The 26,063-nt window shown below is 55.4% G+C and carries 23 protein-coding genes; 13 read left to right on the top strand and 10 right to left on the bottom strand.

All coding sequences use genetic code 11. The features are described 5' to 3' along the window. Nucleotides 1-203: 203 nt before the first annotated feature. Complete coding sequence (locus ACYQ11_RS02805) at nucleotides 204-1,907, top strand: DUF6909 family protein (RefSeq protein ID WP_459922217.1); 1,704 nt, start codon at nucleotides 204-206, stop codon at nucleotides 1,905-1,907. On the opposite strand, the gene ACYQ11_RS02800 is transcribed toward ACYQ11_RS02805, so the two are convergent. The 4 genes from ACYQ11_RS02800 to ACYQ11_RS02785 form a co-directional block, all read right to left on the bottom strand. After that, nucleotides 1,894-3,513: an ABC-F family ATP-binding cassette domain-containing protein gene (locus ACYQ11_RS02800; protein WP_459922216.1), complete on the bottom strand. Its 1,620-nt coding sequence runs from the start codon at nucleotides 3,511-3,513 to the stop codon at nucleotides 1,894-1,896. The genes ACYQ11_RS02805 and ACYQ11_RS02800 overlap by 14 nt on opposite strands. Nucleotides 3,514-3,625: 112 nt before the next feature. Next, complete coding sequence (locus ACYQ11_RS02795; protein ID WP_459922215.1) at nucleotides 3,626-4,282, bottom strand: hypothetical protein; 657 nt, start codon at nucleotides 4,280-4,282, stop codon at nucleotides 3,626-3,628. 538 nt (nucleotides 4,283-4,820) lie between these two features. Then, nucleotides 4,821-5,726 (bottom strand): 3-hydroxyacyl-CoA dehydrogenase, encoded by a 906-nt coding sequence (locus ACYQ11_RS02790; protein WP_459922214.1) that lies wholly within the window; start codon nucleotides 5,724-5,726, stop codon nucleotides 4,821-4,823. A gap of 236 nt (nucleotides 5,727-5,962) precedes the next feature. Next, on the bottom strand, nucleotides 5,963-6,253 hold the full coding sequence (locus tag ACYQ11_RS02785) for a hypothetical protein (RefSeq protein WP_459922213.1): 291 nt from the start codon (nucleotides 6,251-6,253) through the stop codon (nucleotides 5,963-5,965). 522 nt (nucleotides 6,254-6,775) lie between these two features. Between ACYQ11_RS02785 and ACYQ11_RS02780 the strand changes: the two genes are divergently transcribed. From ACYQ11_RS02780 to fliW, 11 genes are all read left to right on the top strand, one after another. Further along, entirely contained in the window at nucleotides 6,776-7,453 is a 678-nt protein-coding gene (locus tag ACYQ11_RS02780) for a flagellar hook-basal body protein (protein ID WP_459922212.1), read from the top strand. Between the two features lie 70 nt (nucleotides 7,454-7,523). Further along, nucleotides 7,524-8,306, top strand: coding sequence for a flagellar basal-body rod protein FlgG (gene flgG / locus ACYQ11_RS02775; RefSeq protein ID WP_459922211.1), 783 nt, complete (start codon nucleotides 7,524-7,526; stop codon nucleotides 8,304-8,306). Nucleotides 8,307-8,336: 30 nt separating this feature from the next. Next, nucleotides 8,337-9,299, top strand: coding sequence for a flagellar basal body P-ring formation chaperone FlgA (flgA, locus tag ACYQ11_RS02770; RefSeq protein ID WP_459922210.1), 963 nt, complete (start codon nucleotides 8,337-8,339; stop codon nucleotides 9,297-9,299). A gap of 12 nt (nucleotides 9,300-9,311) precedes the next feature. After that, nucleotides 9,312-10,022 carry a flagellar basal body L-ring protein FlgH gene (locus tag ACYQ11_RS02765; RefSeq protein ID WP_459922209.1) on the top strand — a complete coding sequence of 237 codons (711 nt, stop codon included), beginning with the start codon at nucleotides 9,312-9,314 and terminating at the stop codon, nucleotides 10,020-10,022. 32 nt (nucleotides 10,023-10,054) lie between these two features. Then, on the top strand, nucleotides 10,055-11,155 hold the full coding sequence (locus ACYQ11_RS02760; RefSeq protein ID WP_459922208.1) for a flagellar basal body P-ring protein FlgI: 1,101 nt from the start codon (nucleotides 10,055-10,057) through the stop codon (nucleotides 11,153-11,155). A gap of 287 nt (nucleotides 11,156-11,442) precedes the next feature. Continuing rightward, nucleotides 11,443-11,757 (top strand): rod-binding protein, encoded by a 315-nt coding sequence (locus ACYQ11_RS02755; protein WP_459922207.1) that lies wholly within the window; start codon nucleotides 11,443-11,445, stop codon nucleotides 11,755-11,757. A gap of 197 nt (nucleotides 11,758-11,954) precedes the next feature. Continuing rightward, nucleotides 11,955-12,458 carry a flagellar protein FlgN gene (locus tag ACYQ11_RS02750; RefSeq protein ID WP_459922206.1) on the top strand — a complete coding sequence of 168 codons (504 nt, stop codon included), beginning with the start codon at nucleotides 11,955-11,957 and terminating at the stop codon, nucleotides 12,456-12,458. A 1-nt stretch (nucleotide 12,459) separates the two neighbouring features. Then, nucleotides 12,460-15,225: a flagellar hook-associated protein FlgK gene (flgK, locus tag ACYQ11_RS02745; RefSeq protein WP_459922205.1), complete on the top strand. Its 2,766-nt coding sequence runs from the start codon at nucleotides 12,460-12,462 to the stop codon at nucleotides 15,223-15,225. 58 nt (nucleotides 15,226-15,283) lie between these two features. Continuing rightward, complete coding sequence (gene flgL / locus ACYQ11_RS02740) at nucleotides 15,284-16,855, top strand: flagellar hook-associated protein FlgL (RefSeq protein ID WP_459922204.1); 1,572 nt, start codon at nucleotides 15,284-15,286, stop codon at nucleotides 16,853-16,855. A gap of 127 nt (nucleotides 16,856-16,982) precedes the next feature. Further along, nucleotides 16,983-17,225, top strand: a complete 243-nt coding sequence (gene csrA, locus ACYQ11_RS02735) for a carbon storage regulator CsrA (RefSeq protein WP_459922203.1) — start codon at nucleotides 16,983-16,985, stop codon at nucleotides 17,223-17,225. Nucleotides 17,226-17,230: 5 nt separating this feature from the next. Beyond that, nucleotides 17,231-17,683, top strand: coding sequence for a flagellar assembly protein FliW (fliW, locus tag ACYQ11_RS02730; protein WP_459922202.1), 453 nt, complete (start codon nucleotides 17,231-17,233; stop codon nucleotides 17,681-17,683). 85 nt (nucleotides 17,684-17,768) lie between these two features. On the opposite strand, the gene ACYQ11_RS02725 is transcribed toward fliW, so the two are convergent. The 6 genes from ACYQ11_RS02725 to ACYQ11_RS02700 all read right to left on the bottom strand — a co-directional run bounded on the left by ACYQ11_RS02725 (nucleotide 17,769) and on the right by ACYQ11_RS02700 (nucleotide 22,883). Next, complete coding sequence (locus ACYQ11_RS02725; protein WP_459922201.1) at nucleotides 17,769-18,200, bottom strand: flagellar protein FlaG; 432 nt, start codon at nucleotides 18,198-18,200, stop codon at nucleotides 17,769-17,771. Between the two features lie 48 nt (nucleotides 18,201-18,248). After that, nucleotides 18,249-18,803, bottom strand: a complete 555-nt coding sequence (locus ACYQ11_RS02720; RefSeq protein ID WP_459922200.1) for a hypothetical protein — start codon at nucleotides 18,801-18,803, stop codon at nucleotides 18,249-18,251. 20 nt (nucleotides 18,804-18,823) lie between these two features. Beyond that, a complete protein-coding gene (locus ACYQ11_RS02715; RefSeq protein WP_459922199.1) occupies nucleotides 18,824-19,108 on the bottom strand; it encodes a hypothetical protein in 285 nt (94 codons plus the stop codon). A 10-nt stretch (nucleotides 19,109-19,118) separates the two neighbouring features. Continuing rightward, nucleotides 19,119-19,568, bottom strand: coding sequence for a flagellar export chaperone FliS (gene fliS / locus ACYQ11_RS02710; protein WP_459922198.1), 450 nt, complete (start codon nucleotides 19,566-19,568; stop codon nucleotides 19,119-19,121). A 59-nt stretch (nucleotides 19,569-19,627) separates the two neighbouring features. Further along, the gene (gene fliD, locus ACYQ11_RS02705; RefSeq protein ID WP_459922197.1) at nucleotides 19,628-21,310 is read right to left on the bottom strand and encodes a flagellar filament capping protein FliD; all 1,683 of its coding nucleotides are present in this window, start codon (nucleotides 21,308-21,310) and stop codon (nucleotides 19,628-19,630) included. A 79-nt stretch (nucleotides 21,311-21,389) separates the two neighbouring features. Then, nucleotides 21,390-22,883: a flagellin N-terminal helical domain-containing protein gene (locus ACYQ11_RS02700; protein ID WP_459922196.1), complete on the bottom strand. Its 1,494-nt coding sequence runs from the start codon at nucleotides 22,881-22,883 to the stop codon at nucleotides 21,390-21,392. Between the two features lie 343 nt (nucleotides 22,884-23,226). Here ACYQ11_RS02700 and ACYQ11_RS02695 point away from each other — a divergent pair, with 343 nt between their 5' ends. Further along, nucleotides 23,227-26,052: a tetratricopeptide repeat protein gene (locus ACYQ11_RS02695; RefSeq protein ID WP_459922195.1), complete on the top strand. Its 2,826-nt coding sequence runs from the start codon at nucleotides 23,227-23,229 to the stop codon at nucleotides 26,050-26,052. Nucleotides 26,053-26,063: the final 11 nt, after the last annotated feature.

Genomic DNA, 26,063 nt, shown 5'->3' with positions numbered 1-26,063 from the left:
ATATCGGTTCCGTTTTGGTCTGTCAATGATTTTGTTTCTATGTGTAGAAACAATAATGGAAAAAGGAGGCCCGTTGATCCGGATTTGCCAATTGACTTGATTTTTCGCCTTGTTTAGTATCTAAGGTGTTCGATAACCATGGCCGATTATAATATTGAACGCGGTCCTGTCCGTTGGAGGCCGTCAATTACCGGAGACGATTCATGCAGACCCTGACCAAATCCCAGAAGGCCCGGCATTCCGTCCGAACCATCAAAACCACCATCGACGCTCTGGCTCTCCGCGGTTACTACAAACCCACGGGAAAATCCGGCCAGACCCTGGCCGAGGCCCTGCGCCTGCTCAGTCCGGAGATTTACGGCACCATGAACGATCCCCGTATCATCGAAATCAAGGGACTGGAATACGTGATCGAACGTCTGCCCTGGGGCATCGAAAAATGCAACCGGATTATCCTGACAGGCAGGGAGGAATTCGAAAATACGTCCTTTGAACTGATTATCCCGCCTAAACGGCGGCGGTCCTGCTACCTGATCAGCGACAAGGAAATCTGCTTTGTCATCACCCGGGGGTTCAGCGAGATCTATGACATGCTCACCCACATCACCTTCCTGAACAACGAGGCGGAAAAGATCAACCGGCAGATGAAGGACCGGCACGGCGCCGTCACCCGCGAATGGAAACGGCTCGAGGAAATCGTGCTCGGCAAGACGGCTCTGACCGGCGACGACCTGGACAAGGCCCTGTGGAACCTTTCGATCATTCTCGGACGGACCATGCACGAGACCAAGGAGAGCTATCTTTATCTGGAAAAATACGCCCGACCGGACCGAAAGCATGTGCTTCTCGAGATCATCTATGGTCTGGGCATGCGGGTGGAAGAGGAACTGAACGATCCGGACAACGAGCTGATGGTCACCTTCACCCCCTCGCTTCAGGACATCCTGGGAAACCAGAGCTACAGCCGCAAGTGGGCCGACGACATCAAACGCAAGCTTTACTCGCTTGGCCTTCACAAACGTCCTTTGCACATCATCAGTGCCAACCTTCACAGCGTGGTGAACCTGCTCTACGCCTACGGCGCGCTGAGTGAACTCGACGAGCCCGGTCCCTCCCTGGACCTGTTTGAATTCATTGTCCGGATGAAGGGGGAAACCGAAACGATCAGGGCCTATGCGGGGCGTCACGGCCTGTATCACATCATTGATAAATCGGGGACATATATTGATTGTCAACTTATTGACACGGCCCGACTCACCGGGGTGGCCCTTCATCCGGACCTGTCGCTTGACCTTGCGCAAGACCCCGAATCGGCGCCGGTTCTGTTCGTGATGGATTACGCCTTCGGAACCCAGGCCTTCGAGGCGATGGATGAGCTGCTCGACCCCTACAAGGACAAGGAATTCTGCTACCGTCTGGACATACGGTCCATATCGATCATGGGCAAGGCCGGGATTCTCAACGGCAAAAAAGGGGATATCATGCTGGCCACCTCCCATGTGTGCGAGGGGACCTCGGACAACTACCTGGTGGAAAACGATATCACGCCGGAGGACATCGCCGCCGGCGTGCCGGTTTTCGTGGGCCCCATGGTCACCGTGGTGGGGACCTCCCTGCAGAATCAGGACCTGCTCAAGCGTTTCCAGGCCTCGAGCTGGCGGGCCATCGGCCTTGAAATGGAAGGAGCCCATTACCAGAAAGCCATCAGCGCGTCGATCATCAGGGGGCATATCCCGCGGGATATCAAGGTCCGATATGCCTACTACGCCTCGGACAACCCCCTGATCAGCGGTCAGACCCTGGCCTCGGGCAGCATGGGTGAGGAAGGAATCAAGCCCACCTACATGATCACCAAGGTCATTGTGGAAAAAATTCTGGGCAAATCACAAACGGTCACGCCCGGTTGATCGTCTCCCTGAGGGCCGTGAGTTCCGGATCATTCAGATAGTCGTCAAAGGCCATGATCCGGTCGATCACGCCGCGGGTTCCGATCTCGATCATCCGGCTTGCAACGGTGGCCACCAGCTGATGGTCATGGGACGAGAAAAGGACCACCTCCGGAAAGGCCGCAAGACCGTCGTTGAGGGCCGTGATGGATTCAAGATCCAGATGGTTGGTCGGTTCATCGAGCAAAAGCACGTTGGCCTTGCTGAGCATCATGCGCGAGAGCATGCAGCGCACCTTCTCCCCCCCGGAAAGCACCGATACCTTTTTCAACGCTTCTTCACCGGAAAACAGCATGCGACCCAGAAACCCCCGGGCGAAGATTTCTCCCTCGTTGGGCGGCGAATACTGCCCCAGCCACTGGATCAGATTAAGATCCTGGTTAAAATACGGGCTGTTGTCCATGGGAAAGTAGGCGGCCGAAATGGTGGTGCCCCATTTGACATACCCGCTGTCCGGTTCCATCTCGCCTGCCAGAATCCGGAACAGCACCGTTTTTGCCTGGCTGTTTCCTCCCACGAAGGCGATTTTGTCTCCCTTGTTCACGGTGAAGGTGAGTTTGTTCAGCACCTCGATGCCGTCGATCTTTTTGCACAGCTGATGGATTTCAAGGATCACGTTGCCGCAGGGCCGCTCGGGTTTGAACTGGATGAAGGGGTATTTCCGTGACGACACGGGCATGTCCTCGATGGTCAGTTTTTCCAGCAGCTTTTTTCGTGAGGTGGCCTGCTTCGATTTGGAGGCGTTGGAACTGAACCGTTGGATAAATGCTTTGAGTTCGTCTGCTTTTTCGGCAATTTTCCGGTTCTCGTTCTGTTTCTGACGGAGCATCAGCTGACTGGCCTGATACCAGAAATCGTAGTTGCCCACATAGACCTGGATCTTGCCGAAGTCGATGTCGGCGATGTGGGTGCAGACCTGGTTGAGGAAGTGACGGTCATGGGACACCACGATGACCGTATTCTGAAACCTGTACAGAAACTCCTGAAGCCAGACCACGGAGGCATGATCCAGGTGGTTGGTGGGCTCGTCGAGAAGAAGCACGTCGGGATTGCCGAACAATGCCTGGGCCAGGAGAACGCGGACTTTTTGTCCGCCGTCCAGTTCTTTCATCTTTTTCTGCCGCAGGGCTTCGGGGATGCCCAGGCCGTTGAGCAGAACGGCCGCCTCGGATTCCATATCGTATCCGTTCATTTCAGCGAAACGTTCTTCCAGTTCACCGGACCGGATGCCGTCTTCTTCGGTGAATTCCTCTTTGGCATAGATCAGGTCCCGCTCGCGCATCACCTCAAAAAGACGGGCATGTCCCATGATCACCGTGTCGAAGACCGTTTCCTCGTCAAAGGCGAACTGGTCCTGCCGCAGCACGGCGATCCGTTCCCCGGGTCCTAAAAGGATATCACCCTTGTCGGCCTCGACCTCGCCTGAAAGGATCTTGAGAAAGGTGGATTTACCGGCGCCGTTGGCTCCGATCAGGCCGTAGCAGTTGCCCGGCGTGAACTTGATGTCGACATCCTTGAAGAGGACCCGTTTGCCGTAGGCCAGGGCGATATTCAGTGCATGGATCATGGTTTTTCCTTTTTCGGTACAGTCATCACAACAAAAAAAAGCCGCAGGAGTGATACCTGCGGCTCACGCAACGGGTGCTTATAGCCTATTGTATATGGAAGGACAATGGTTTTTAATTTTTTTTCCGACAAATCAAATCCACGAACAGTTCGGTGACGGCGATGAGAATCAGCAGGTAGCCCAGCAGTTCCGTACCTTCCTCGGCCAGGTTCTTGACCACGCGGATGTAGTGATCGCCCATGACCGCTTCCCAGAAAACCGTTCGTCCGAAGAGCCGTGAAAACACGAACACGGTCATGAACCCTGATGCCATGATTCCGAAACTCGGACGGTTGATGAACCGTTCAATCGTCTCTTTCAGGCCGTTTCGAAGGATGTAGACGCGGATCGCAACCGCGATGAGGGTTAGGGCGGCCAGGGTCTGCCAGGCCCCGTCAAAGAGGTTGGCGTCCAGAAAGGCATCGAGTTCCCGAATGAAAGCCACCAGCGCCGCGCCGCCTAAAATCCAGGCCAGATTACGTTGGTCACGGTTGAGCCGGCCCACGGCCGCACACAGCAGCACCGTGATCAGAAGAGCTCCTTCCTGAAAATATTCCAGAAGGGACTGTTCGCTGAACAGCCGCTCGATGGGGATGCGTCTGGCCTCCCAGGTCAGGGCAAGGACCGCCGCCCCCAGGATCAGGCTGTAAATAAAGAAACGCAGGGCGGTCAGGGCGATGGTGCGAGCCGGGTTTACGGACGAGGTGGTGTGGGATGATGTGCTTTCCATGAAAATACCCGCTTTTTGTTTGTATGTTGACGGTTAACGAGGCCCCCGGTCGCCCGGTCGGTATCGGGCCGAGTATCCCGGATTCCGAAGGCGCTGTCAAGCCGGAAACCTATTATAAACAGGGCAATCGCATGTATGATTTATAAAACACATAGGCTTCTTCCTGCGGGAAGGATTCATGCCGTTCACGTTTACGGTCACGAGCACGAGCACGTTCACGATGGTGGTCGGCGACATGTTGAACGCTGCCGACAGATGGTTTAACCGGCGTGGGACGAGATGGTCGAACAGATCTCGGCCTGCCGTGCTCGTGCTCGTTAACGTGAACATGCACGTGAACGAATGGCACATGCGATTGTCCTGCAGCGACATAGGGGCTGACCCGTCAATTGAAACAACGTCATACATTGCCGTGATGTCGCTATCGGGATTGGGATCACTATCGAAACGTGTGGGTTTGTGTTCGCAAGACATTCGGGGTGAGCAATCGGCTCTTTTTCGAATCCGGGGGTGTGTCGGCCACCCCCGGGCGTGACGCTTATTTTCCGGCGACGAAGTCGGGTTTCATGTAATCGGGGTTGGGGTAGGTGTAAAAGCCTTTGCCCGCTTTCAGGCCCAGCTTGCCCTCATCCACATAGGTCTTGAGGAAGGCGGCGTTGGCTTTGGCCTGGGGGCTGTTGAGGGTCTGGGCCCAGTAGTCGGTGATCTTGTAAACCGTATCGAGGCCCACGCTGTCCATGAGGCCGAAGGGACCGATGAAGGTGTGCATGACACCCATCCAGGCCCGGTCGATTTCCTGAACCGGGGCCACGTTTTTTGAGGCCAGTTTCAGCGCGGAATCCAGAAGGGCCATGAACATGTTGTTGAACACGTAGCCGTTGTGCTCCTTGTTGAGAACGATGGCGATCTGGCCGATGCGTTCGGCAAAGTCCTTGACCAGGTCCAGGGTTTCCTGAGATGTCCCCGGATGGGGCATGACATCGACGACCTTGGTCATGGTCGTGTCGTGGAAGTGCAGGGCGCAGAGTTTGTCCGGACGGCCGCAGGCGTCGGCGAACTGGGAGGGCAGAAGGGACGAGGTGTTGGTTGTGAAAATCGTGTCCTTTTTGCAGAGCCGATCGAACTGGGCGAAGATTTTTCCCTTGAGTTTCGGGTCTTCGGGCACGGACTCACTGATGATATCCACATCCTTGGCGGCCTCTTCCGGATTGTCGGTCAGGGTGAACCGCGAAAGGGCCTGAGTCGTCTGTTCTTCGGTGAACTGATAGGTCTGGGCCAGTCGGGGAGCCTTGCGCTTGATCCGTTCGAAGGCCTTGTCCAGAATCTCCCGGTTCAGGTCGTACAGAACCACGTCATAGCCGTAAAAGGCGCACAAAAGTCCGATCTGCTGTCCCATGGTGCCGGAGCCCAGAATAAGTACCCGGCGGATATCATCGATGTTCATTGCTCCTCCCTGTTGTTGTGATCGTCGATAAATACGGTCGTCTCGTCTTGACGGCAGGCGTCGCAGACGGGCGGATAATCATTTTTAAATGGGATACTACGTCCGGCCGGAGGGATTGTCAAGAAGAAAAACGAACGAACGTTCGCATTTTAAACAGGCCGAGCCCGGTAGGGAATGGGGGCATGAACGCCCACTCACGGTGAACGTTCATGCCCTTGCACGTCAGGCCTCCTTCCTCAGGCGAAGGTGACGCCGACTCTGTAGCGGGGGTGATGAGCCATGGACCTGGAAAGCGGCCTGCTCCAGGCGACCCGGGCCCGCTGGATGGTGTCATCCCGATCGTTTTTGGAACGCAGGATCAATTCCGTGTCACGGAGGTAGGGGTAGTTGGAAATCAGGCCCAGCCCCTTGGGGCTGCAATCGAACAACCTGGCGTCGAAACGTTCGCCCCGGATCCCTCTGGCGTATTGTATCTCGCCTGAGATGGGGGTCCGGGTCATGGTTCGCTGATCTTTATAGATGGACATATGCACCTCCTTGGTTAAAGGATTGAGCGGTTGGGTGTTTCAGGTTTGACGGCTTCAGTGGACATCATTCGGATCAGGGCCGATGCAGGGAAGACGACGACAGGACCGGAACGAAAAAACACATGAGTAACGATTGTCATGGTGAATGCATTGCGTACGGGAATGGGAGATAAACCTGTGTTTTTTTATACCACGATCCGATGATTTCATCAAGGGTTTGTCAATCGTTTTTGGTGACATGAAAGGGAACTGTATTTGTTTTGTGTTCTTATCAAGGCCTGAGGGACGATCTGCCGGAGACCCGGCAATCTTTTCCGCATGGGCATCCGGTCAAACGTCAAAATATTGACGAAATCAGCGTTCCGTTCCTCTGTCTTTCCTGCGTCAGCCGGGGAAAAAACCTGGAATAATCGTATAACTATCTTTTTTTATTTAAAATTTACAAATCAAGGCCCCGAGTGGATTCAATCCTTGGCATTTATGTTGCAATTCAGCCTGTTAAACAACCAGGGAGTGAGCGATATGCTGCTTGAAATGACACGGGCCGCCCAAGCCGGATTACGACAGGAACGACAATACGAAGTGATCTCAAATCACCTTGCCAATTCCGGGACAACGGGATTCAAAAAGGATGTCCTGTCGTTCGACCGGGTGATGAAGGCGACCCTTACCACCGATCACAGCCAGGGTGACGTTCGGATGACAGGCAATGCACTGGATCTGGCCCTTACCGGCAAGGGGTTTTTCAAAATCGAAACGGCCGAGGGCATGCGCTACACCCGAAACGGGAATTTTTCCCTCAATGCCCAGGGGCAGCTGGTCACCGGTCAGGGTGATCCGGTCCAGGGCCAGGGCGGTGCTGTTGTCATCGAGGGGCGGGATGTGTTCGTCAATGAAGCCGGTGAGGTGTATTCGGATGGTGAACTGGTTGACACCCTTTCGATCGCGGATTTCGACGCCTACACGAACCTCGCCAAAGAAAAGGCCAATCTTTTTCGCTACGAGGGAAACCCCCTTGACGAGAGACAGGTTCAGGATACGCGGGTGGTGCAGGGCGGTCTGGAGACGGCCAATTTGCAGGTGGTCGCCGAAATGACCAAAATGATCGAATCCCATCGGATGTATGAAACCATCAGCAAGATGATGCGAACCATCGACGAGCTGGACGGCGAAGTCAATACCATGGGCTCGGCGGATTAAAACGACACCGTTACGAACAAGGCATGGGTGACCATGCCGACGCAGGGATACTAAAAACCGGGAGGGCAGTATGATCAGAGGGATATGGACGGCGGCAACGGGTATGTCCGCACAGCAGCTCAACATCGACACCGTGGCGAACAACCTGGCCAACGCCAACACCGCGGGATTCAAGAAAAGCCGCTCGAATTTCGAGGACCTGATGTATCAGACCCTGCTGATCGCAGGGGCCGTCACTCCGGGAGGCGGCCAGATTCCCACGGGCATTCAGGCCGGCATGGGCGTGAAACCCACCAGCGTCCAGAAGATTTTCACCCAGGGGGATTATGTTCAGACGGGTAACGATCTGGATATGGCCATCCAGGGAGACGGTTTTTTCCGGGTGCTTCACGGCGATGCGGAGCTTTACACCCGTGCGGGGAATTTCACCCTGGACAGCGAAGGATTTATCACCAGTTCCAACGGGGATCGGCTTCAGCCTGAAATTGCCATCCCCGAAGGCACCATCCTCGTCACGGTCCAGGCCAACGGTCGTCTGACGGCTCACGGCCAGGATGACGCCATTCTGCTCGAAGCGGATATTCCCCTTTATACCTTCATCAACCCGTCCGGCCTGTTTGCGGTTGGGCAGAACCTGCTCCGGCCCACCGAGGGCTCCGGTGATCCCATCGAGGGGATTCCGGGCGAAGACGGGGTGGGGTCTTTGACCAATCAGACCCTTGAGATGTCCAATGTGGATATCGTCGAGGAAATGGTGGCCATGATCGTGGGACAGCGGGCCTACGAGGCAAACTCCAAGGCCTTGACCACCGGGGACCGCATGCTGGAAACGGCCACGGCGCTCAAGCGTTAGGACGGTGAATCAGTGAGGATGGACAGGGCGATGAACAGGCTTTCGACTTGGATTCTGACCGCTTTTTTTCTTTCGATCCTGCCCTCGGGTGCGGCGGCGGCGGGAGACGACGGGCTGTCGATCCGGGTTCGTCCCTACAGCCGGGTGGAAGGCCGGACCGTTTATCTGAAGGACATCGCAGAATTGTCCGGGCCTGCGCCGATGATGGAACGGCTGGAAGACCTTGAAATCACCACGGCCCCCCATCCGGGACGCAAAAGACGCTTTCCGGGGTCCATGGTCGGATCGGCCCTGCGCAGTGAAACACTAAAGGCCGTGAACCTTGTTGTGCCGGATTATGTCCTGGTGGAGCGTGACAGCCAGGAGGTCTCCGAGGCAGATCTGAAAAAAATGTTTTTCGGCGTCATCGAAAAAAAATCGGGAGATCGAGCCTTTCGAATCAGGGACGTCAGCATCAAAGGAAACCGTCTTCTGGCCAAAGGGCCTGTCACGTACCGTATCGATGACCGGAATCTTCGGACTATCCGGGGGAGGGTGACCATCACCGTTCTGGCCCGGGTGCCCTCGGAGCGAACGCGGAAACTGTATGTGTCGGGCTGGGTGGATGTGTTTGATCAGGTGGTGTGCGCCACCCGGGACATCGGTCGGGGTGAGGTGATCGCAGGTGAAGATCTGGTTCTCGAGAAGATGAATCTTGCACGTGCCCCCCGGGATCTGGTGTTTGACCCGGAAACGGTCAAAGGAACCCAGGCCCGGACACCGATCGGCAAAGGGAAATACGTTCGTGAAAGCATGATCGAGGCCGTGCCTCTGGTACGCAAGGGCGATGTGGTCAAGATCATCGCCCGCAGCGGTCTTCTGACCGTGGTGACCACCGGTGTGTCCAGGGAAGACGGCGGCATGGGGGATCAGATCGAAGTCGAAAACCCCGAATCGAACAAGACGATGGCCGCCCGGGTGGTGGACCGCCTTACGGTGAACGTTATTTTTTAAGGAGGCAAGGGTATGAATCGAACTCTGATCGTGGCGGCCTGTGTTCTGGTAATGGCCCTGTGTGCGGGATGTTCGGCGTTTTCATCGAAACGCGCCCCCAAGGTGACGCCCGCCATTCAGATTCAACCTTCTGTGACCCCGTTTTACGCCCCGCCTCCGGCGGAAGAAGGCTCCCTGTGGACCGAATCCTCCCAGATGCTGTTTGCCGACCACAAGGCCAGGCAGGTGGGGGACACGGTGATTGTGGACATCATTGAAAACACATCGTCAAGCATGGACGTCAACACGGAAACCAGCCGGGATTCCAGCATCGATGCGGGTATAACCGATTTCATGGGCGTGATGGAAAATCTCAGGCGGCGTAACTCCGATCTGAATGCCAGCGGCAAACTGATCGGTGCGTCGATGGCCAACAGCTTCAAGGGGGAGGGCACCAGCGACCGGAAAGGACGCATCACGGCGTCCATCGCGGCCCGGGTTACCGAGGTGTTTCCCAACCGGAATTTTACCGTCTATGGCCGTCGTGAAATGAAGGTTAACAACGAGACCCAGTATATCACGGTCTCCGGCATGATCCGGCAGGCCGATATCGACGCGATGAACCATGTGAAATCCACCTATCTGGCCGATGCACGGATCGAGTATTCGGGCCGGGGCGTTCTGGCCGACAAGCAGAAGGTCGGCTGGCTGATGCGTATTTTCGATCATGTCTGGCCGTTTTGAGGGCTTGTATGCACGTGAAAAGGGAGGCTTCGATGAAACGACTGCGTGAAACGACAGGGGCTTTTTTTCTTATGTTGATGCTCTGTCTTTCCCTTTCGACCCCGGCCTGGGCCGTTCGGATCAAGGATATCGCGTCCATCAAGGGGATCCGGTCCAACCAGCTGGTGGGATACGGCCTGGTGGTGGGCCTCAACGGAACCGGTGATAAATCCGGAACGGCCTTTACCATGCAATCGTTGGGCAACATGATCGAACGCATGGGGGTCCATGTGGACATGGCGGGGCTGAAGGCGAAAAACGTGGCGGCCGTGATGATCACCGCCGATATGCCGCCCTTTTCCCGGACCGGCAATCAGTTGGATATTGTGGTGTCCTCGCTGGGTGACGCCAAGAGTCTGGCCGGGGGGACGCTTCTTCTGACGCCGCTGCGCGGGGTGGACGGCAATGTCTACGCCCTGGCCCAGGGGGCCGTGGCCATCGGCGGTGCCGGGGGCGACGGCACCACCAAGAATCATCTTCTGGTGGGTCGAATCGCCGGAGGTGCCACCGTGGAACGGGAAATCCCCGTTCATATCAATGAGAGGGAAGACCTTCTGATGTCCGTGTTCAATGCGGATTTCACCACCGTGACCCGGATTGCCGATGCCATCAACCGGTCGCTGAAGCAGCCCCTGGCCAAAGCCGTGGATTCCGGCGCCCTCAATATCCGGATTCCCGAGGCCATGAAAGGGCGCGTCTCCGAGTTTATCGCGGCGATTGAAACACTCCATGTGGAGCCGGATCAATCAGCCAAGGTGGTGGTCAACGAAAAGACCGGTACGGTGATCATCGGTGAGAATGTCAGCATCTCCACCGTCGCCGTGGCCCACGGCAATTTGACCGTCACCATCCGGGACAAGCAGGAAGTGACCCAGCCCAATCCCTTCGGTGAAGGGGACACGGTCGTCACCCGGGATCGTCAGGTTCAGATGACCGAAGACCCGGTTCAGGTGATGGTGCTGCCCCGGGGCACCACCATCGGCGAGCTGGTCAAGGCTCTCAATGCCATCGGGGTGACGCCCCGGGATCTGATCAGTATTTTTCAGACGATTCGGGCGGCGGGGGCCTTGCAAGCCGAACTCGAAATAATTTGAAAGGGAAGCGCAGCTTCCGGCCTGATGCGGCGTTCTCGGATTTTTTTGATCCTCGACGTAGCGCTGCTACGCCTCCGGTCAAAAAAATCCTGCGGCCTTGCCTCAGACCGAAATCTGCGCTTCCCAGGGGCGGTGGTGGGAATGACGATGGCGAAGGGTTTTTGCGGGATGATGGGCACGCTGCGCTTTGCCCATCCTACGGGGGACGGCGGGGTGTAGGACGGGCAAAGCAACGCGTGCCCATCAACTGAAACGGCGCGGGTTTTCGAATGAATACGGAGGAAGATATGGATATCAAGACGACGGTGGCGGAGACCATGCCGATGATTCGGAATCGGCTGCAGCATGGGGACCAGCGGGAGAAGAAGCTGCGGGAAGCCTGCGCGGATTTCGAGGCTATGTTCTGGAACGAGGTTCTGAAAAGCATGCGCAAAACCCTTGATCAGGATAATCCGGGGGTGGACGGTCACCAGAAGGAGATGTTTGAGTCCATGTTCGATCAGGAACTGGCCCGACAGATCAGTCGTTCCGAGAAAGCCCTGGGCTTGGCCGGTACCTTTTACAACCATCTGTCCGAAACGGTTTCTGCCGACAAGAAATAGGGACACGTTCCGTCTCCGCGCTTGATGTAACCCATCTCGATCTCCATGCTCATCCCCGTGCCCCGTCTGGCATGTATCATGCAAAATCCCAGTATAACGGGCGGTTTAACCGGGAAACCCGGCAAAGAATTCCCGGTGACCGGGAAAAAACGGCCGGAACCCCCGGGTCGACCCTCATGCATTTAAAGGAGAAGGCCATGGAACATGTCATTTTGGAAATCGAGCGTTTGTATCAGGAAAAGGTCCGTCTGTTCGACGAGGTTCTTTCGGTGGTCCGTGATGAGCGGGAAACCATCATCAGGGCCGATATCGGGTCGTTGTGGACCTTTACACGGCGGAAACAGGAACTGGCGGACGCCATCGAGGCCATTCGGAACAACATCATGGAAACGGCCGTGTCCGGGGGGCTGCTTGAGGAGGGCCAGGCCGGAACATACAGCTTCTCCCGGCTGATCGCCGCGATTCCCGGTTCCGGCAAAGCCAATCTGTTGCACTACCGCTCGGCCCTTTATACCATCAAAAACACCATCGTCGCCATGGCCCGTGAAAACCGGCGGTTTCTCGAAGAAAGTATGAAAACCGTCGAGGACCTGGTTCAGATTATCATCCGGAACTGCGAACGGGACGAACGCTACGGGCGGGATCGCTACCTGCGTCAGGGTTCAGCACCCCGTGCCGCCCTGGTCCGGGGGGAGGCCTGAGATGAGCGGATACCGAGTCACCCTGGATATCGCCAAAGGCGCTCTGGGCGCGGCCCAGAACAACCTGGCGATCACCGGCCACAATATCTCCAACGTCAGTACCGAGGGGTACAGCCGGCAGACCGCTTCCCTTGCGGCCTCCGACCCCATGAGCATCGGAGGGCTTCAGTTCGGTCGCGGGGTGACCATGGAATCGGTTCAGCGTCAGGCCAACGATCTGCTGGCCGAACGCCTGCGTGAACAGAAATCCATTCTGGCGGCCGACGAACAGGCCCAGCTTTACGTGGACAACCTGGAAACCCTGTTTGACATTCAATCCGACAATGAAATCGGGTCCATGATCGCTGAGTTCTGGAACACCTGGCATGACCTGAGCAACAACCCCTCGGGGGTCTCGGAGCGGGCGGTGGTTTACGAGTATGGGAACCAGCTTTCCGAACGCCTGAACATCCTTAATGAAGACCTTCTCCAGCTTGAAGATCACATCAATCAGGAAATCGATACGGGTGTGGGGCAGGTCAACGATATCCTTGATAAAATCGCTCTGCTTAATGTGGAGATCAATCTTCAGCAGAACCTGGGTAAAACAGCCAACGATCAACGGGATTCCCGGGATACTCTGGTCACGAAACTTCAGGAGTTGATGAGCGTCAATACGGTCGAGCAGACAAACGGATTTCTGACCATCCTTTCGGACGGTGGTTATCCCATGGTCATCGACAATGAATCCTATCATCTTGAAACAGATCATGGCCGCGTTCTCTGGCCCACGTCCAGTGGTGGAATCATAGACATCTCCGACAAAATCCAGGGAGGCAAGATCAGCGGCTGGCTCGATATCAAGGAAGAAGAGATCGTCAAAATGCGGACCCAGGTCGATACCGTGGCCAAGGAATTGATCTGGCAGGTCAATTACATCCATTCTCAGGGGGTGGGGGTCTCCTATTTGTCCACGGAACAGAACGGAAGCTACGGTCCGATCCGAAGTGAGGGCGGCGTGCTGTCCACCCTGTCCTACGGGCATAAGATCGATTATTCCAAAGATTTCAAGATGTGGACCAAAGACAGTGACAATCCCCCAAACGCCGTGTCCGTCGAGGTGGACATGGGGATCTCGGACGCTGCGGTCACCTATGTGGGGGGTGCGGGAACGGCCCAGAGCAAATACTATCTGACCGTGACCACGGCCGGCACCGTGGGACCGGGGGCGGACAACCCCGTCATCACCTGGCAGCGGGCGGATCACAGCACCGCGCCGCCGGGTCTTCCCGGGGGCGGCGCCACGGCTACCATTGGAGATACGGGCAATTTCGTTATCGACGGGATGACCTTCAATATCGATCCGGGATATCTTGTGGCCGGCAATACGTATACGATCAATACGGACGGAATCGGAACGGCCAACCCGCTTTCTGTGACCAACGACCCCCTCAGAAGGGCAAACAGTGTGCTCGACAATTATGTGTTCCGGGTTCTTTCCGGCGGTGGGGACGTAACGGCGGTAAGTGCCGCCAGTCCCATGGTCATTGAGTGGCAAAACAGTCATGAGATCAGTACCGTCACCCTGGACGAGGTTGACCCGATTTCGGGTCTTGCCGTCGTGGAGGTGGACGGCATGGAACTGACTTTCAACGCGGGCTATCTGTTTAACGATGATGTGTTTTCCATCACCACCGATGAGCATGGTTTCCAGCTCGATGATACCGGGGCCTTTTCCATTGAGACGTCGTCTGAATGGCATTGGACCGTGGAATCGTTCACCGATCAGTTCAATGTGCAGTCCACCGCCGCCGGTGCCCATGTCACGGCCTATACCAACAATGACGGCAGTCTTAGATTCGTGCCGGATTACGGTTACAGTTACGCGTTTTCCGATGACACCGCCGAGGATTCCGGTTTAATGGCGGCCTTGGGCATGAACACGTTTTTTGTCGGTGATGATGCCAGCAGCATTAGGGTCAAAGACACACTTGAATTTGTGGATTACATTGCGGCGGCGAGGATCGACGGCGGCGAATCCAACGGCATGATCGGCGACGCGGAGATTCCCGATCCGTCGGTGACGCCCCTGACCATCGCCGTTGGGGTGAACGACACTTTCCGATTCGAAGAAAACGGGCAGTCCCATACCGTGACCCTCGATGCGGCGGTCTATTCCTCGGCCACGGACCTTCACAGTCTGGCCGCCAACATCCAGGAACACATGAATCTCGCCTCGACCCTGGGGCCGCCTGCTACGTTTAAGGTGATTTATGATGACAATATCAATCAGATCGTGATTTCAGAGGGCGACGGCTCCAATCTGGAGAATCTCGAAATCTTCTGGAACGAGAACGCGACCACGGCGGACGCATTGGGTTTCAAGCCTGAAAACAAGGTCTACCTGCCTCCTTTTGGGGATTACGGAGTCAATGACAATGCCAACTCGCTTCGGCTGTCTGAAATACAATACACCGACCTTCAGATGGCCAAATGGAATTACACCCGTGGGCAGGACAACTATTCCGATACGGTGAACACCCATATCGAGGGCGCTTATCAGGATATGCTGTCCGGCCTGGGGGTCAAGGGGGCGGCCCTGACCCAGAGCGTGGCCTTCGGTGATATCATGGTCGAACAGCTCACCCAGCAGCGGGACACGATCTCCGGTGTGTCCATCGATGAGGAAATGGTCAAGCTCATTGCCTATCAGCAATCCTACACGGCGGCATCCAAACTGATCCGTACCGTGGATGAGATGCTTCAGACCCTGATGGCGGTCAAATAACCATACGGTCTAACAGGCGGCATGCCGCCTTTGTCCTGTGTGAAACGGAGGAATACCTATGAGAGTCGCTTCAAATACCCTTTACAACGTATCCACCAGCAGGCTCAACCGGGTGAAATACGATCTTCTGGAAACCAACACCCGGGTGGCTACCGGCAAAAAGGTCAACACCCTGTCCGATGATCCGGTGGCTGTTGCGCCCATCCTCAATCTCAAATCCTCCATCGCCAGCGTGACCCAGTACAGCGCCAATATCGCCACGGGCCGTCAGTGGCTGGAGGGTGGTGAAACGGCGTTGTCGAACGTCACCAGTCTGATCACCGAAGCCAAGGTCACGTCCATCGGGATGCTCAACGGCATCATCAGCGCGGAAGATTATGTTTCCGGCGCCGACACCATCGAGGGCATTCGGGAGCATATTCTCAATCTGGCCAATACCCAGGTCAACGGACAATATATCTTTTCCGGAACGAAAACAAACATCAGGTCATTTATGCCGGATGATCCGGACAATCCCACCCGCATGGTGTACCAGGGCGGATCGGACATGTTCAGCGTCAAAATGGCCGAGCTTTCGAATATCGAGGTCGGCTATTGTGGAAACGACGTGTTTCAGACGCCGTATTTGGTCATCGACACCACCAACAACAAAATCGATTTTCGGGAAGAAACAGCAGGGACCTACGGCGCCGAACTGACGGCTGAAATCCCGGTGGGCCGATACAGCCCCAGTGAACTTGCCGTCACCTTGCAGACGGTGATGACAACCCGTTCAGCGGCCGTGGGCCAGGCTGAAATAGTGAACGTCTCCCGGGATGATGCGATTTTTTCGGTCGACAATTACGATGCCCTGACCGTGGCCGCTGCGGCTGTTCAACTGACCTATTCAGCGGCGACGGGCACCTGGACGGTGGCCAACAACGCGGGCTATCCCAATCTGAACAGCCTGACACTGACCAGCGATTCCGATTTGATCGATCTGGACTTTACCGGCGATCAGACTGCCGATGTGACGGTGCGTCTGGGCACGCCTGCAAACGACGGTGATGTGGTGACCTTCGATATCACCGATCCTGCCGACGGCGGAAATGATGTGGTCTATTCGGTGAATTATAACGACGGTTCCCGAAAATACACCATTTCGCAAACAGGAGGTCCTGTCTTGGATAACCTGCAATTGATGTGGGATACGGGAAGTAACGCGGCGTCGAGTATCGGCATGGATATGGGATTCGATGCCTCCGCCGATCTGACCGGTCCTGCAGACGGCCTGACCCATGAAAGTGACGAGGGGGTGGAATGGGGTATTTTTCGAACTCTCATCGAGCTTCAGGGCTTTCTGGAATCCGGCAACGCAGACGGCATCAACCGCTCCATCTCCAGGCTTTCCGCCGATTTCGACTACATCGGTTCGGTCGTTTCCCAGATCGGTATCCGGGGAAACCGCCTGGATGTGCGCGACAATATTATTTCCGACTTGAACATCAGCTATGAAACCACTAAGATGAGACTCGAAGATGCGGATATGATCACGGAAATTACCAAACTCGATCAGAAAGAATTCGCATACAACGCCGCCATGAGCGCCACGGCCAAAATCATCAACATGAGTCTTATGGATTATTTGTGATTTCGTGGATTGATGGGCACGCTGCGCTTTGCCCATCCTACGGGTGACGGCGGTTTGTAGGATGGGCAAAGCAACGCGTGCCCATCACCCACCACAATGGATCGACTATTCAAATGGTGAACAATTAATGCTGATATTATCGCGAAAAGTTGGCGAAGTAATCAAAATCGGTGATCAGATCACGCTTCATGTGATGGAGATCAGCAAGGGGTTTGTCCGATTGGGCATAGACGCGCCTGCGGACGTCACCATCCTCCGGGAGGAGGTCTATGAACGTGTCAGGGAAGAGAACATCGAATCGGCCCAGGGCGGTATTTCGGGTCTCTTCAGGGCTGCGGATATGATGAAGAACAAAGGGATGAAGGAGTAGGCATTGTGGAACTTTTGACCAGACAGTTTGGAAAGGTTCAGATCGATGAAGCAAAAATCATCACCATGCCTGGCGGCATTCCGGGCTTTTCGAATGCAAAACGGTTCATCATTCTGGATCATGATGATATCCGACCCTTTCATTCGTTTCAGTGCGTGGATCTGGAAGAACTTTCGTTCATCATCATGGATCCCTTTCTGTTCAAGGGTGATTATGCCGTGGATATCGATCCCTATCTCAAGGAGATGGCCTGGGAGGACGACTCCGTCGATGACCTGTACCTGTATGTGATCATCAACGCCGCGGATCCCGACCCGCGAAAGATGACAGCCAATCTGATGGGCCCCCTTCTGATCAACGTCAAAAAAAATCAGGGCGTTCAGATGATGGTCAATGACCGTCAGTATTCAAGTAAATATTTGATTTTTAATGAAAAAAATTCAGATTCCCAGAAATGAAACAGAAAGAGGGAGCGGGCGACAATCAGGTGTGCCCGGTCGGGGAGGGCGATTTACACATGCAAAAATCAGGTTCGACGTGTGATCAAACCTTGGCGTCGAACAGAATGCCGATCATCTCATCCAGCTTGGCCGCCATATCCAGAACCTTTTCCGCAGGGATTTCGCGAATCAGTTCATCGGTGTCCTTGTTGATCACTTTGACGAAGGTGCGACCGGTTTCCTCATGCTTGGAGAAACTCAACCCCACGCTGTGCAGGATTTCAAAATCCATGGAGAGCTCGTCCAGCATCTGCTGGCTGACTTCCTGATCCTTTTCCTTTTTTTCTTCGAGCGGCGTCTTTTCCCGGGCTTTTTTCAGGGCCTCGGCCTGTTTCTGGTCTTCGATGGCTTTTTCGGTCGTTTTTCGACCCTGAACGTTTTCCTCACCGTCCGATGAGGGCCCCCGGAACGGAACCACCGTCGCATTTTTGACTTCCGTATTCTGCATCACGGCAGAGCTGACCTGGTTTATCATATGTTTTACCCCTCTGTTTCGGGTTTTATCGCATCTGTTCTGTACCCATCAAGCTTCAGATGAGCCGGCTTTTTCGGCCCAGGCATCGAGCTTGTCCATCACGGCCTGGTGGGTCTGGTACGAAATGTCGGGCAGTTCGCCTCCAAACGCGTCCAGCGCCATCTGAAAGCCTTTTTCAATCGCGCCCCGGATCTCTTCAAGCCGGGACACATCACCGCCCGCACTGTTCACGGCAAATTGAAAAATCCTCTCGGACGTCTGTTCCACGCCCCAATACCCGTTTTCGGAAATCAGGTCAAGGGCCTCCCGGCGGGCTTCCTCGTCAACGGCCACCTCACGGCCGTCCATGGCCTCGGAAAAGGTGACGCCCTGACGTTCGAGCAGGGATTGAACGATGCGTTTCAGGCTGTCGAATTCGGGGTCGGAGGAATAGGCCGCAGCGGACCTTTTCGTGTAGGCCGCGGATGTCCCTTTCTCCATCGACAGGGTCACGATATCATCCGGCAGGGGCTTTGGACCGGCCGGTGTCGCCTTGGCATTTCTGTTTGCGCCCGCTCCGTAGGCCTGTCTCGGAATGGTTGTGTTTGCAATGGGCTGTACCATACGGACCTCCTTGTCCGTGTTTACACGTTGTAGGCTGAATGAATCCGCCGTTTGTTGTTCATGGTCGACAACTGATGTTTGATGTCGAGCTGCATTCCCTGAATCGTCGTAATCACCGATCGGACCTTATGATCCGCTTCTTCAATGGCCGATTTCATCTCGACCCCGGGAGAGATGCCTGAGGCCGTGAGGGTTTTTAACACCTCCGTGTGTGCCGATAACAGGCCTGCGATTTTTTCAAAATCATTGGCCGACAGGGCACGGGCCATGTCATCGGCGATGGTCGCCATTTTTTCATAAAGCATGATGGTCTCATCAGATCGCAAGGCACATTCCTCCCTTGTGTTCGACGCCAGTCGGTTGGGCGCACCGGGCTTCAAGCTGTTCGGTCCGGTTGATTTTTGCCGCTTCGAAAAAACCTTCCTTGAGCTTGACGAGAATGCTTTCCACCTCATCGAGACCGGGCAGGTCGTTTTTCAGATTGGCATCGACCAGCCTGAAGATGATATGCTGATACAGAGAGGAAAGGTTGGCCGCGATATCCCCGCCGACCTGACGGTCCAGGGCGCAGTCGAGTTCGCTGACAATGGCGATGACCTTTGAAATGTTCTCACCTTTGACCCTGGGGTTTTTTTCTTCCATGCCCCGTTTGGCCAGGCGTGTGAAGTTGACGGCACCATCGTAGAGTTTGAAGAGCAACTGTTCCTGACTCATCACCGTTACGCTTGCGTTTTGTCTGTATGCATGATGACCTGTCTGTACCATGATTGACTCCAGTTCCTGTCTGTGTGTTGTAACAGTATCGTCAAGCCCGATGATAGGGGCTATTTCGAATAAAAATTGCTGGTCATGTTCGAGATGACCGAAAGCTGACTTGTCAGATACGACGCCGTACTTGAATACGTGGATATCACCTGTTCCAGGGCGGCGTACTGGCTCCTCAGGGTATTTTCCCGGGTGGTCAGCCGGTTTTCGATGGCCGTGATGTTGTCATCGATTTTGGACGATGAGTTCGTGTACCCGTCGATTTTTGCAGCAAGAATACCGTCGGTGCTGTCCAGATAGCCATCAAGGAAAGCATCGAACTGGACCGCGAATCCCTTGGAGCCGCTTTCATTTCGGGTGAAAAAGGTTGTCACGTCATCGGCGCTTTCTTTCATGGCCGCTGTAAAAACACTGCTGTCGAAGCTGAGTTTTCCCGTTTCTTCGACTTCGATGCCCAGACGGCTCAGAGCGTTCAGGTCGCTTGAGACTCCGCTGACCGAGGCGAAGATCATGCGTCGCATACCCGATCTTAAAATGTTGGTCGTGCTGTCACCAAGAAGTTCACCCGCAGCTCCGGAGTCACTGTTATAACTCTGGAGGGTGTCAAGCGTGTCGAAGGCACTGTTGAATGCCTTGACGAAGCTTTCGATCTGGCCTTTCGCGTTATTGTAGTTTTCGCTTACGGAAACAGTCAGGGTTTCCGCGGGATCCTCATCGTTAAGGGAAAGAGTCAGGCCCTCGACCAGATCGTCGATGGTGTTGCTGTCCCGTTCCACATCGATATTGTTGATGGTGACCAGTGCTTTTTTAGCCGCCACGGAGGACGCAGGATCCATCAGGTTTGACAGTCCGGTGCCGCCATCGGCGTCGGAATAGGTCAGATCCACACGGCCTTCGGCCGTATCGTTTTCGATCTCCAGGCTGTAGGTGCCGGACTCGGCATCGAAGATGACCCGGGCCGTCACATCGGCCAGGGCGTCCACGGAGGCCTGGATATCATTCAGGGTTTCCGTTCCGGTGAGGGCGATGTCGGTTCCGTTGACGGAAAGGGTGCCGGTCAGGTTAAGCGCGTTGGAATCGCTTGAAAAACTCTGGCTTTGTATGGTTTCGCCGGTGGTGCTTCCCGCCTGGGTGGTGGTTTCGAAGGTGAACCCTTCTTCCTGGAAGGTGTAACTGATGTCCCTGCCTGTGTCGTTGGCGGTCAGCGCCAGGCGGTAATCGTTGTCGGCCACCCGGATGACCGATGCGGAAACACCTAAACCCGCATCATTGATGGCGCCGGCGATTTCGGACAGAGAGGTCGCGGAAGGATCGATCGAAACGGACTGTTTTTCCCCGTCCCCCACCTGGAAATGAAGGGTTCCGGCACCCACGGTGCTGTCGTTTTCGGTAAAAGAACGGCTGGTCATCTGGGCCGCAGTGGCCAGTTGATTGACCTTGATTTTATAAGTTCCGGCGGAAACCGCATCCGAATCGGATATGGAGACGCCGAGAAGATCCTTGTTGCTTGAGGCCGACGTATGACCGGCTTCGAAGGTATCGGTTTTGGTCAGGGCGGATATGGAACTGCTCATGCCGGACAGGGCGCTTTTCACCATGCCGTATGACGAGATTTTTGCCTGGAACACGGCCTGCTTCTGCTGAAGCTGGGTGATCGGGGCCCTCTCGACATTCATGATGGCCGTGATGATCGATTCTGTTTCAAGCCCGGATATCAATCCGACACTGGATGCAATACCCATGGTCCACCTCCGTTACGAAGAGTGACCGACACTTCCGGGGGGCCCGGAGCCCCCCGGAAGGTCAGTCGGGTTTTTCAGACTACTGGAGCAGTGACAGGGCCGCCTGAGGCAGCTGGTTTGCCTGAGACAGCATGGACAGGCCTGCCTGCTGGATAATCTGATACTTGGTCAGTTCAGCGGTTTCCTTGGCGAAGTCCGCGTCAAGGATCCGTGACCGTGATGCGGAGATGTTTTCTGCAACGTTGGTCAGGTTGGTGATGGTGGACTCGAACCGGTTCTGTACGGCACCCAGCTTGCCTCGGATGCTGTCGATCTTGGCAATGGCCTTGTCGATGACGGACAGGGCGTCGTTGGCACCGGTCTGGGTTTTCAGGTCGATGTCGCTGACCGCCTCAAGGTCTGAGGTCACCGCGTCGCTCTGGAAATCCGTTGACGTTGCACCGATGGTTCCGGCCGTGCTTCCGATGGAGAACGCCTTGTCGGATTCCATCATGGTGTAGCCCTTGAATTCCGCATGAACGGTTGCCGCCGTGCTTGTCCCTGTGACGGCCGTCACGCCGCCGTCAATACCGGCGGTGCCGTCCTGGTTCATTGAACGAACGTTGAAGTTCCCCGCTTCCGAGTCGGTCCTTGTCATCGCAATGGTATCGCCGTCGGCATCTTCAAGGATAACGGTGTCGCCGGAATCGTTGAGGGTTGCCACAACGCCCGTGGTTGCGGATTGATCGTTGATGGCATCAACCATGTCCGACAGGTCGCTGGTGTCGGTCACGCTGGCAGAGATGGTGGCGGTGCCGCTGGTGGTTCCCAGGCTGAAGGTGTAGTTGCCGGTCGCTGAAACCGTTATTTCAGCCTTGGTATAGGCGCTGGCGGTTACACCCGTGTCCACCGTGGCGCCGTTGACGGCATTGGCCACGTCTTTGGCGCTGGCGCCGGTGGCCACAGTCACGGTTGAGCTGCCCACGGAACCGTTGACCACCATGTTGGTGCCGGTGTACCCGGTCACGGAGGTGGCGGCGTCGGTGGCGACATCAAATTCGGATCTCAGGGTCACGCGGTTCGACCCCAGGTTGGTACCGGAAGCGTTACCGGTGGTTACGGTGATGGTCTGGTCGGATTCGGAACCGACATGGAACTTGGCGCTGCCGAAGGAGCCGTCCAGAAGTTTTCTGTTGTTGAATGACGTGGTTTCGGCGATCCGGTTGATTTCAGCCTTCAGGTTGGTGATTTCATCCTGGATGGACTGACGGTCGGAGTCGCTGTTGGTGTCGTTGGCCGACTGAACGGCCAGTTCCCTCATGCGCTGGAGCAGGTTGGTGGTTTCCTGGAGCGCGCCTTCTGCGGTCTGGGCCAGTGAAATACCGTCGTTGGCGTTCCGGGCGGCCTGGGTCAGACCGCGGATCTGGGACGTCATACGGTCGGTGATGGCAAGACCGGCGGCATCGTCTTTCGCCGAGTTGATTCGGTAGCCCGAAGACAGTCTCTGGAGTGCGGTGTTCATTTTGGTGCTGGTGCCCATCAGGTTGCGCTGGGCGGTGAGGGAAGCGACGTTGGTGTTAACGGAAATGGCCATGAAGTACCTCCTTGGTTGTAAAAATTACAGCATCCTTGCTGTTTTTTAAAGCATCAATCAAATTGTTTGGGAGTTCAATTACCTGTCTTTGTTAAACCATCACCTCCTTTATGGGCTTATTGTTTTCGTTCTTGATTTACATATCGGATCGTTTCCATATTCCTTGAGAAAATAGTTGAAAATAAATCAATACTGGCAAAGAACCCGTTATCCTGTTATAACCGGTTATCTTTTCGGACGGCCATCCCTCGGGCTTGAGAATATTTTATTCCGGGTTTCATTTTTTTTATCCATGCGGCATGCGGTAAAAAACCGTCTTGACGAGGGGCGGGCCGAATCGGTCATGCCGCTTTTTTCCGTTGCCGACACGAACCGGTCGGTCGTTTTATACACAGTGATGAAAAAGAAGAAATCTCACGAAGGAAAAACAGTCGGAGGACAGAAACGGCGCGACCTTGACCAAGCCCTCGCCCTGCACCGGCAGGGACGGTACGACGACGCCGTTGCCGCCTATGAACGTCTTGCCGCAAACGCTCCGAATCAAAGTGACTACCTGTACCTCTGGGCCCTTGCCCTCTATCAGTCGGGAAACCCCGGGAAAGCTGCCGAGCGATGCCGTGCGGCCATTTCCGTCGGGGACGACAGCCCTGATTGCCATAACCTTCTGGGACAGATTCACCTGGAAAACCGGAATTACAAAGAGGCGGCAGCCTGTTTCCGTAAGGTCCTGTCTCTTTCGCCTTCGGCCAGGGGCGTGCAGAACACGCTCGGACTGGCCCTTCAGGGCTTGAAGGACTACGATCATGCCGAGTCATGCTTTTTAAAGGAGATCGAGATCAATCCCGCCGATCCCCATCCTTATAACAATCTGGGACTGCTTTGTCGTGACAGGGGGGATTGCGCCCGGGCCGTCTCATACTTCGAAAAAGCCCTGAGCCTTGATCCCCGGTTTTATCTCACGATGAACAACATGGGTCAGGTGCTGCTCAGCGAGGGTCGGGCCCGGGAAGCCCTATCGTATTTTGAACGGGCTCTTTCCATCGAACCCGAGTGTGCGGAGGCCCGGCTGAACCTGTCCATCGCCCTGTGGCGAACGGGAAAACCCGATGAGGCCTTTTATCATGGAAACCGGGCAAAGGAACGTCACCCCGCATGCATCGATATTCATAAGCATCTCGTCAATGTCTGCCTGGGCCGGGGCGATTTCGAAACCGCGGAAACGGTGATCGACGAAGCCATGGCGATCGACCCCGAAAATGCGGATTTGTTTTTGTTAAAGGGCCTGGTTCATCATGAAAAGGGTGATTTTGAAGAAGCCTCCAAATACTATAACCGTTGCCTGTCAATCAATCCGGAGCATCCCGGCGCATTCAACAATTCCGGGAATATTTTCAGGGCGATGAATCTGTTTGTCGATGCCGAATTCTGCTATCTGAAGGCCATTGAGTATTGTCCGGGCTATGCCGAGGCCTATTCCAACCTGGGCCTGTTGTACATGGAGTTGAACGATCTGGACAATGCGCTGGAATGCTATGACAAAGCCATTGACCTCCACCTCGAAAACCCCAATGTATTCTTGAACAAGGGAACGCTTTACAAAAAAATGGGCGATGCGGAAAAAGCCGCCGAGCAATATCATCGTGCACTGGAACTGAATCCGAACCTGCCCCATGCGTACTATTATCTGGGTGAAACGGCGCGGGAGTCCGGGGATTACCAGACGGCGATATCCTATTATGAAAAAGCCCTTGAGCGAAACCCTGACTATGGTGCAGCCTGTGATCAGCTTGCCTATGTTCTGCAGAGGGTGTGCGACTGGGACAAGGCGCGAATCCGTATCGATCAGGTTATGGCCTTGACGCAGAAGGCTCTGGAGACAGGCTCTGATGTCGATGAAACAGCCCATCATTCCCTGAGCCTGAGTGACGACCCCGAGCGGGCCTTCCGTGTGGCTCGGGCCTGGAGCACTGCCATTGAAAAGCGCGTTTCGACATTCGCACGCAGCTACAGCCATTTGCGACATCCCAGGGAAACAATCACCATCGGGTATTTTTCCAACACGTTCAGGAACCACCCCGGAGGCCATCTGATCGCAGGTCTTTTCGAATACCACAATCGCGAACGTTTTCGCGTGATCTGTTATTCATACGGCCAGGACGACCGGAGCTATTTCAGAAAAAAAGCCGAGGAAGGATGCGATCTGTTCCGGGATGTCAGGGGGCTTGACGATCGTTCCGCTGCGGATCTCATCCACACGGACGGCGTGGATATTCTCGTGGATCTCCGGGGACAGACCGCCGGACACCGGATGGGCGTCTGCGCCATGAGGCCGTCACCGGTCCAGGTTGTCTATCTGGGTTTTCCGGGATCATCCGGGGCGGATTTTTTCGATTATCTGATCGCCGACTCCACGGTCGTTCCGGATGAGCACAGGCCATATTTTTCCGAGCACATTGTTTTCATGCCGGATTGTTACCAGGTGACCAATCGGAGCCAACCCGTTTCCGATGAATTGTTTTTGCGAAAGGATCTTGGGCTGCCCGAACAGGGATGCGTGTTTTGTTCGTTCAACACCTCCTACAAAATCGACTCCGTGATGTTCGATTGCTGGATGGATATCCTGAAACAGGTGCCGGAAAGTGTTCTCTGGTTGTTGAAAGACAGCGATTGTCTGGTCGAAAACCTTTGCCGGGAGGCCGAAGTGCGGGGTGTTCGGTCCAATCGCCTTGTCTTTGCGGAACACATGAGCAAGGAACGCCATCTCAAACGCATCCGGCTGGCCGACCTTGCTCTGGATACACGGATCTATACGGGGCACACCACCACCAGTGACTCCCTGTGGGCCGGTGTGCCTGTGATCTCCATGATCGGCAACCATTTCGCGTCACGGGTGTCGGCATCGATCCTGCGTGCTGCGGGGCTCCCCGAACTGGTCGTTCCGGATCGTGGCTCCTATGTGTCCCTTGCCGTGGAGCTGGCCCGAAACAGAGAGGCCCTTCATCGGCTGCGGCAGAAGGTGTGGACCCAAAGGACCCGGTCCGCGCTGTTCGATACCGCCCGTTTTGCACAGAATATCGAGAAGGCGTACACCGTCATGTGGAACCGGTTCGTTGAGGGTCGGTCCCCCGATACGATCGTCATAGAAGGGGAGGGCGCAATTGAAGGATGAGTATACGGAAC

It is taken from the genome of Desulfatiferula olefinivorans (assembly GCF_054657895.1).
The sequence above is the reverse complement of the archived record's forward strand: the minus strand, read 5'-3'. Positions and strand labels throughout refer to the sequence as shown.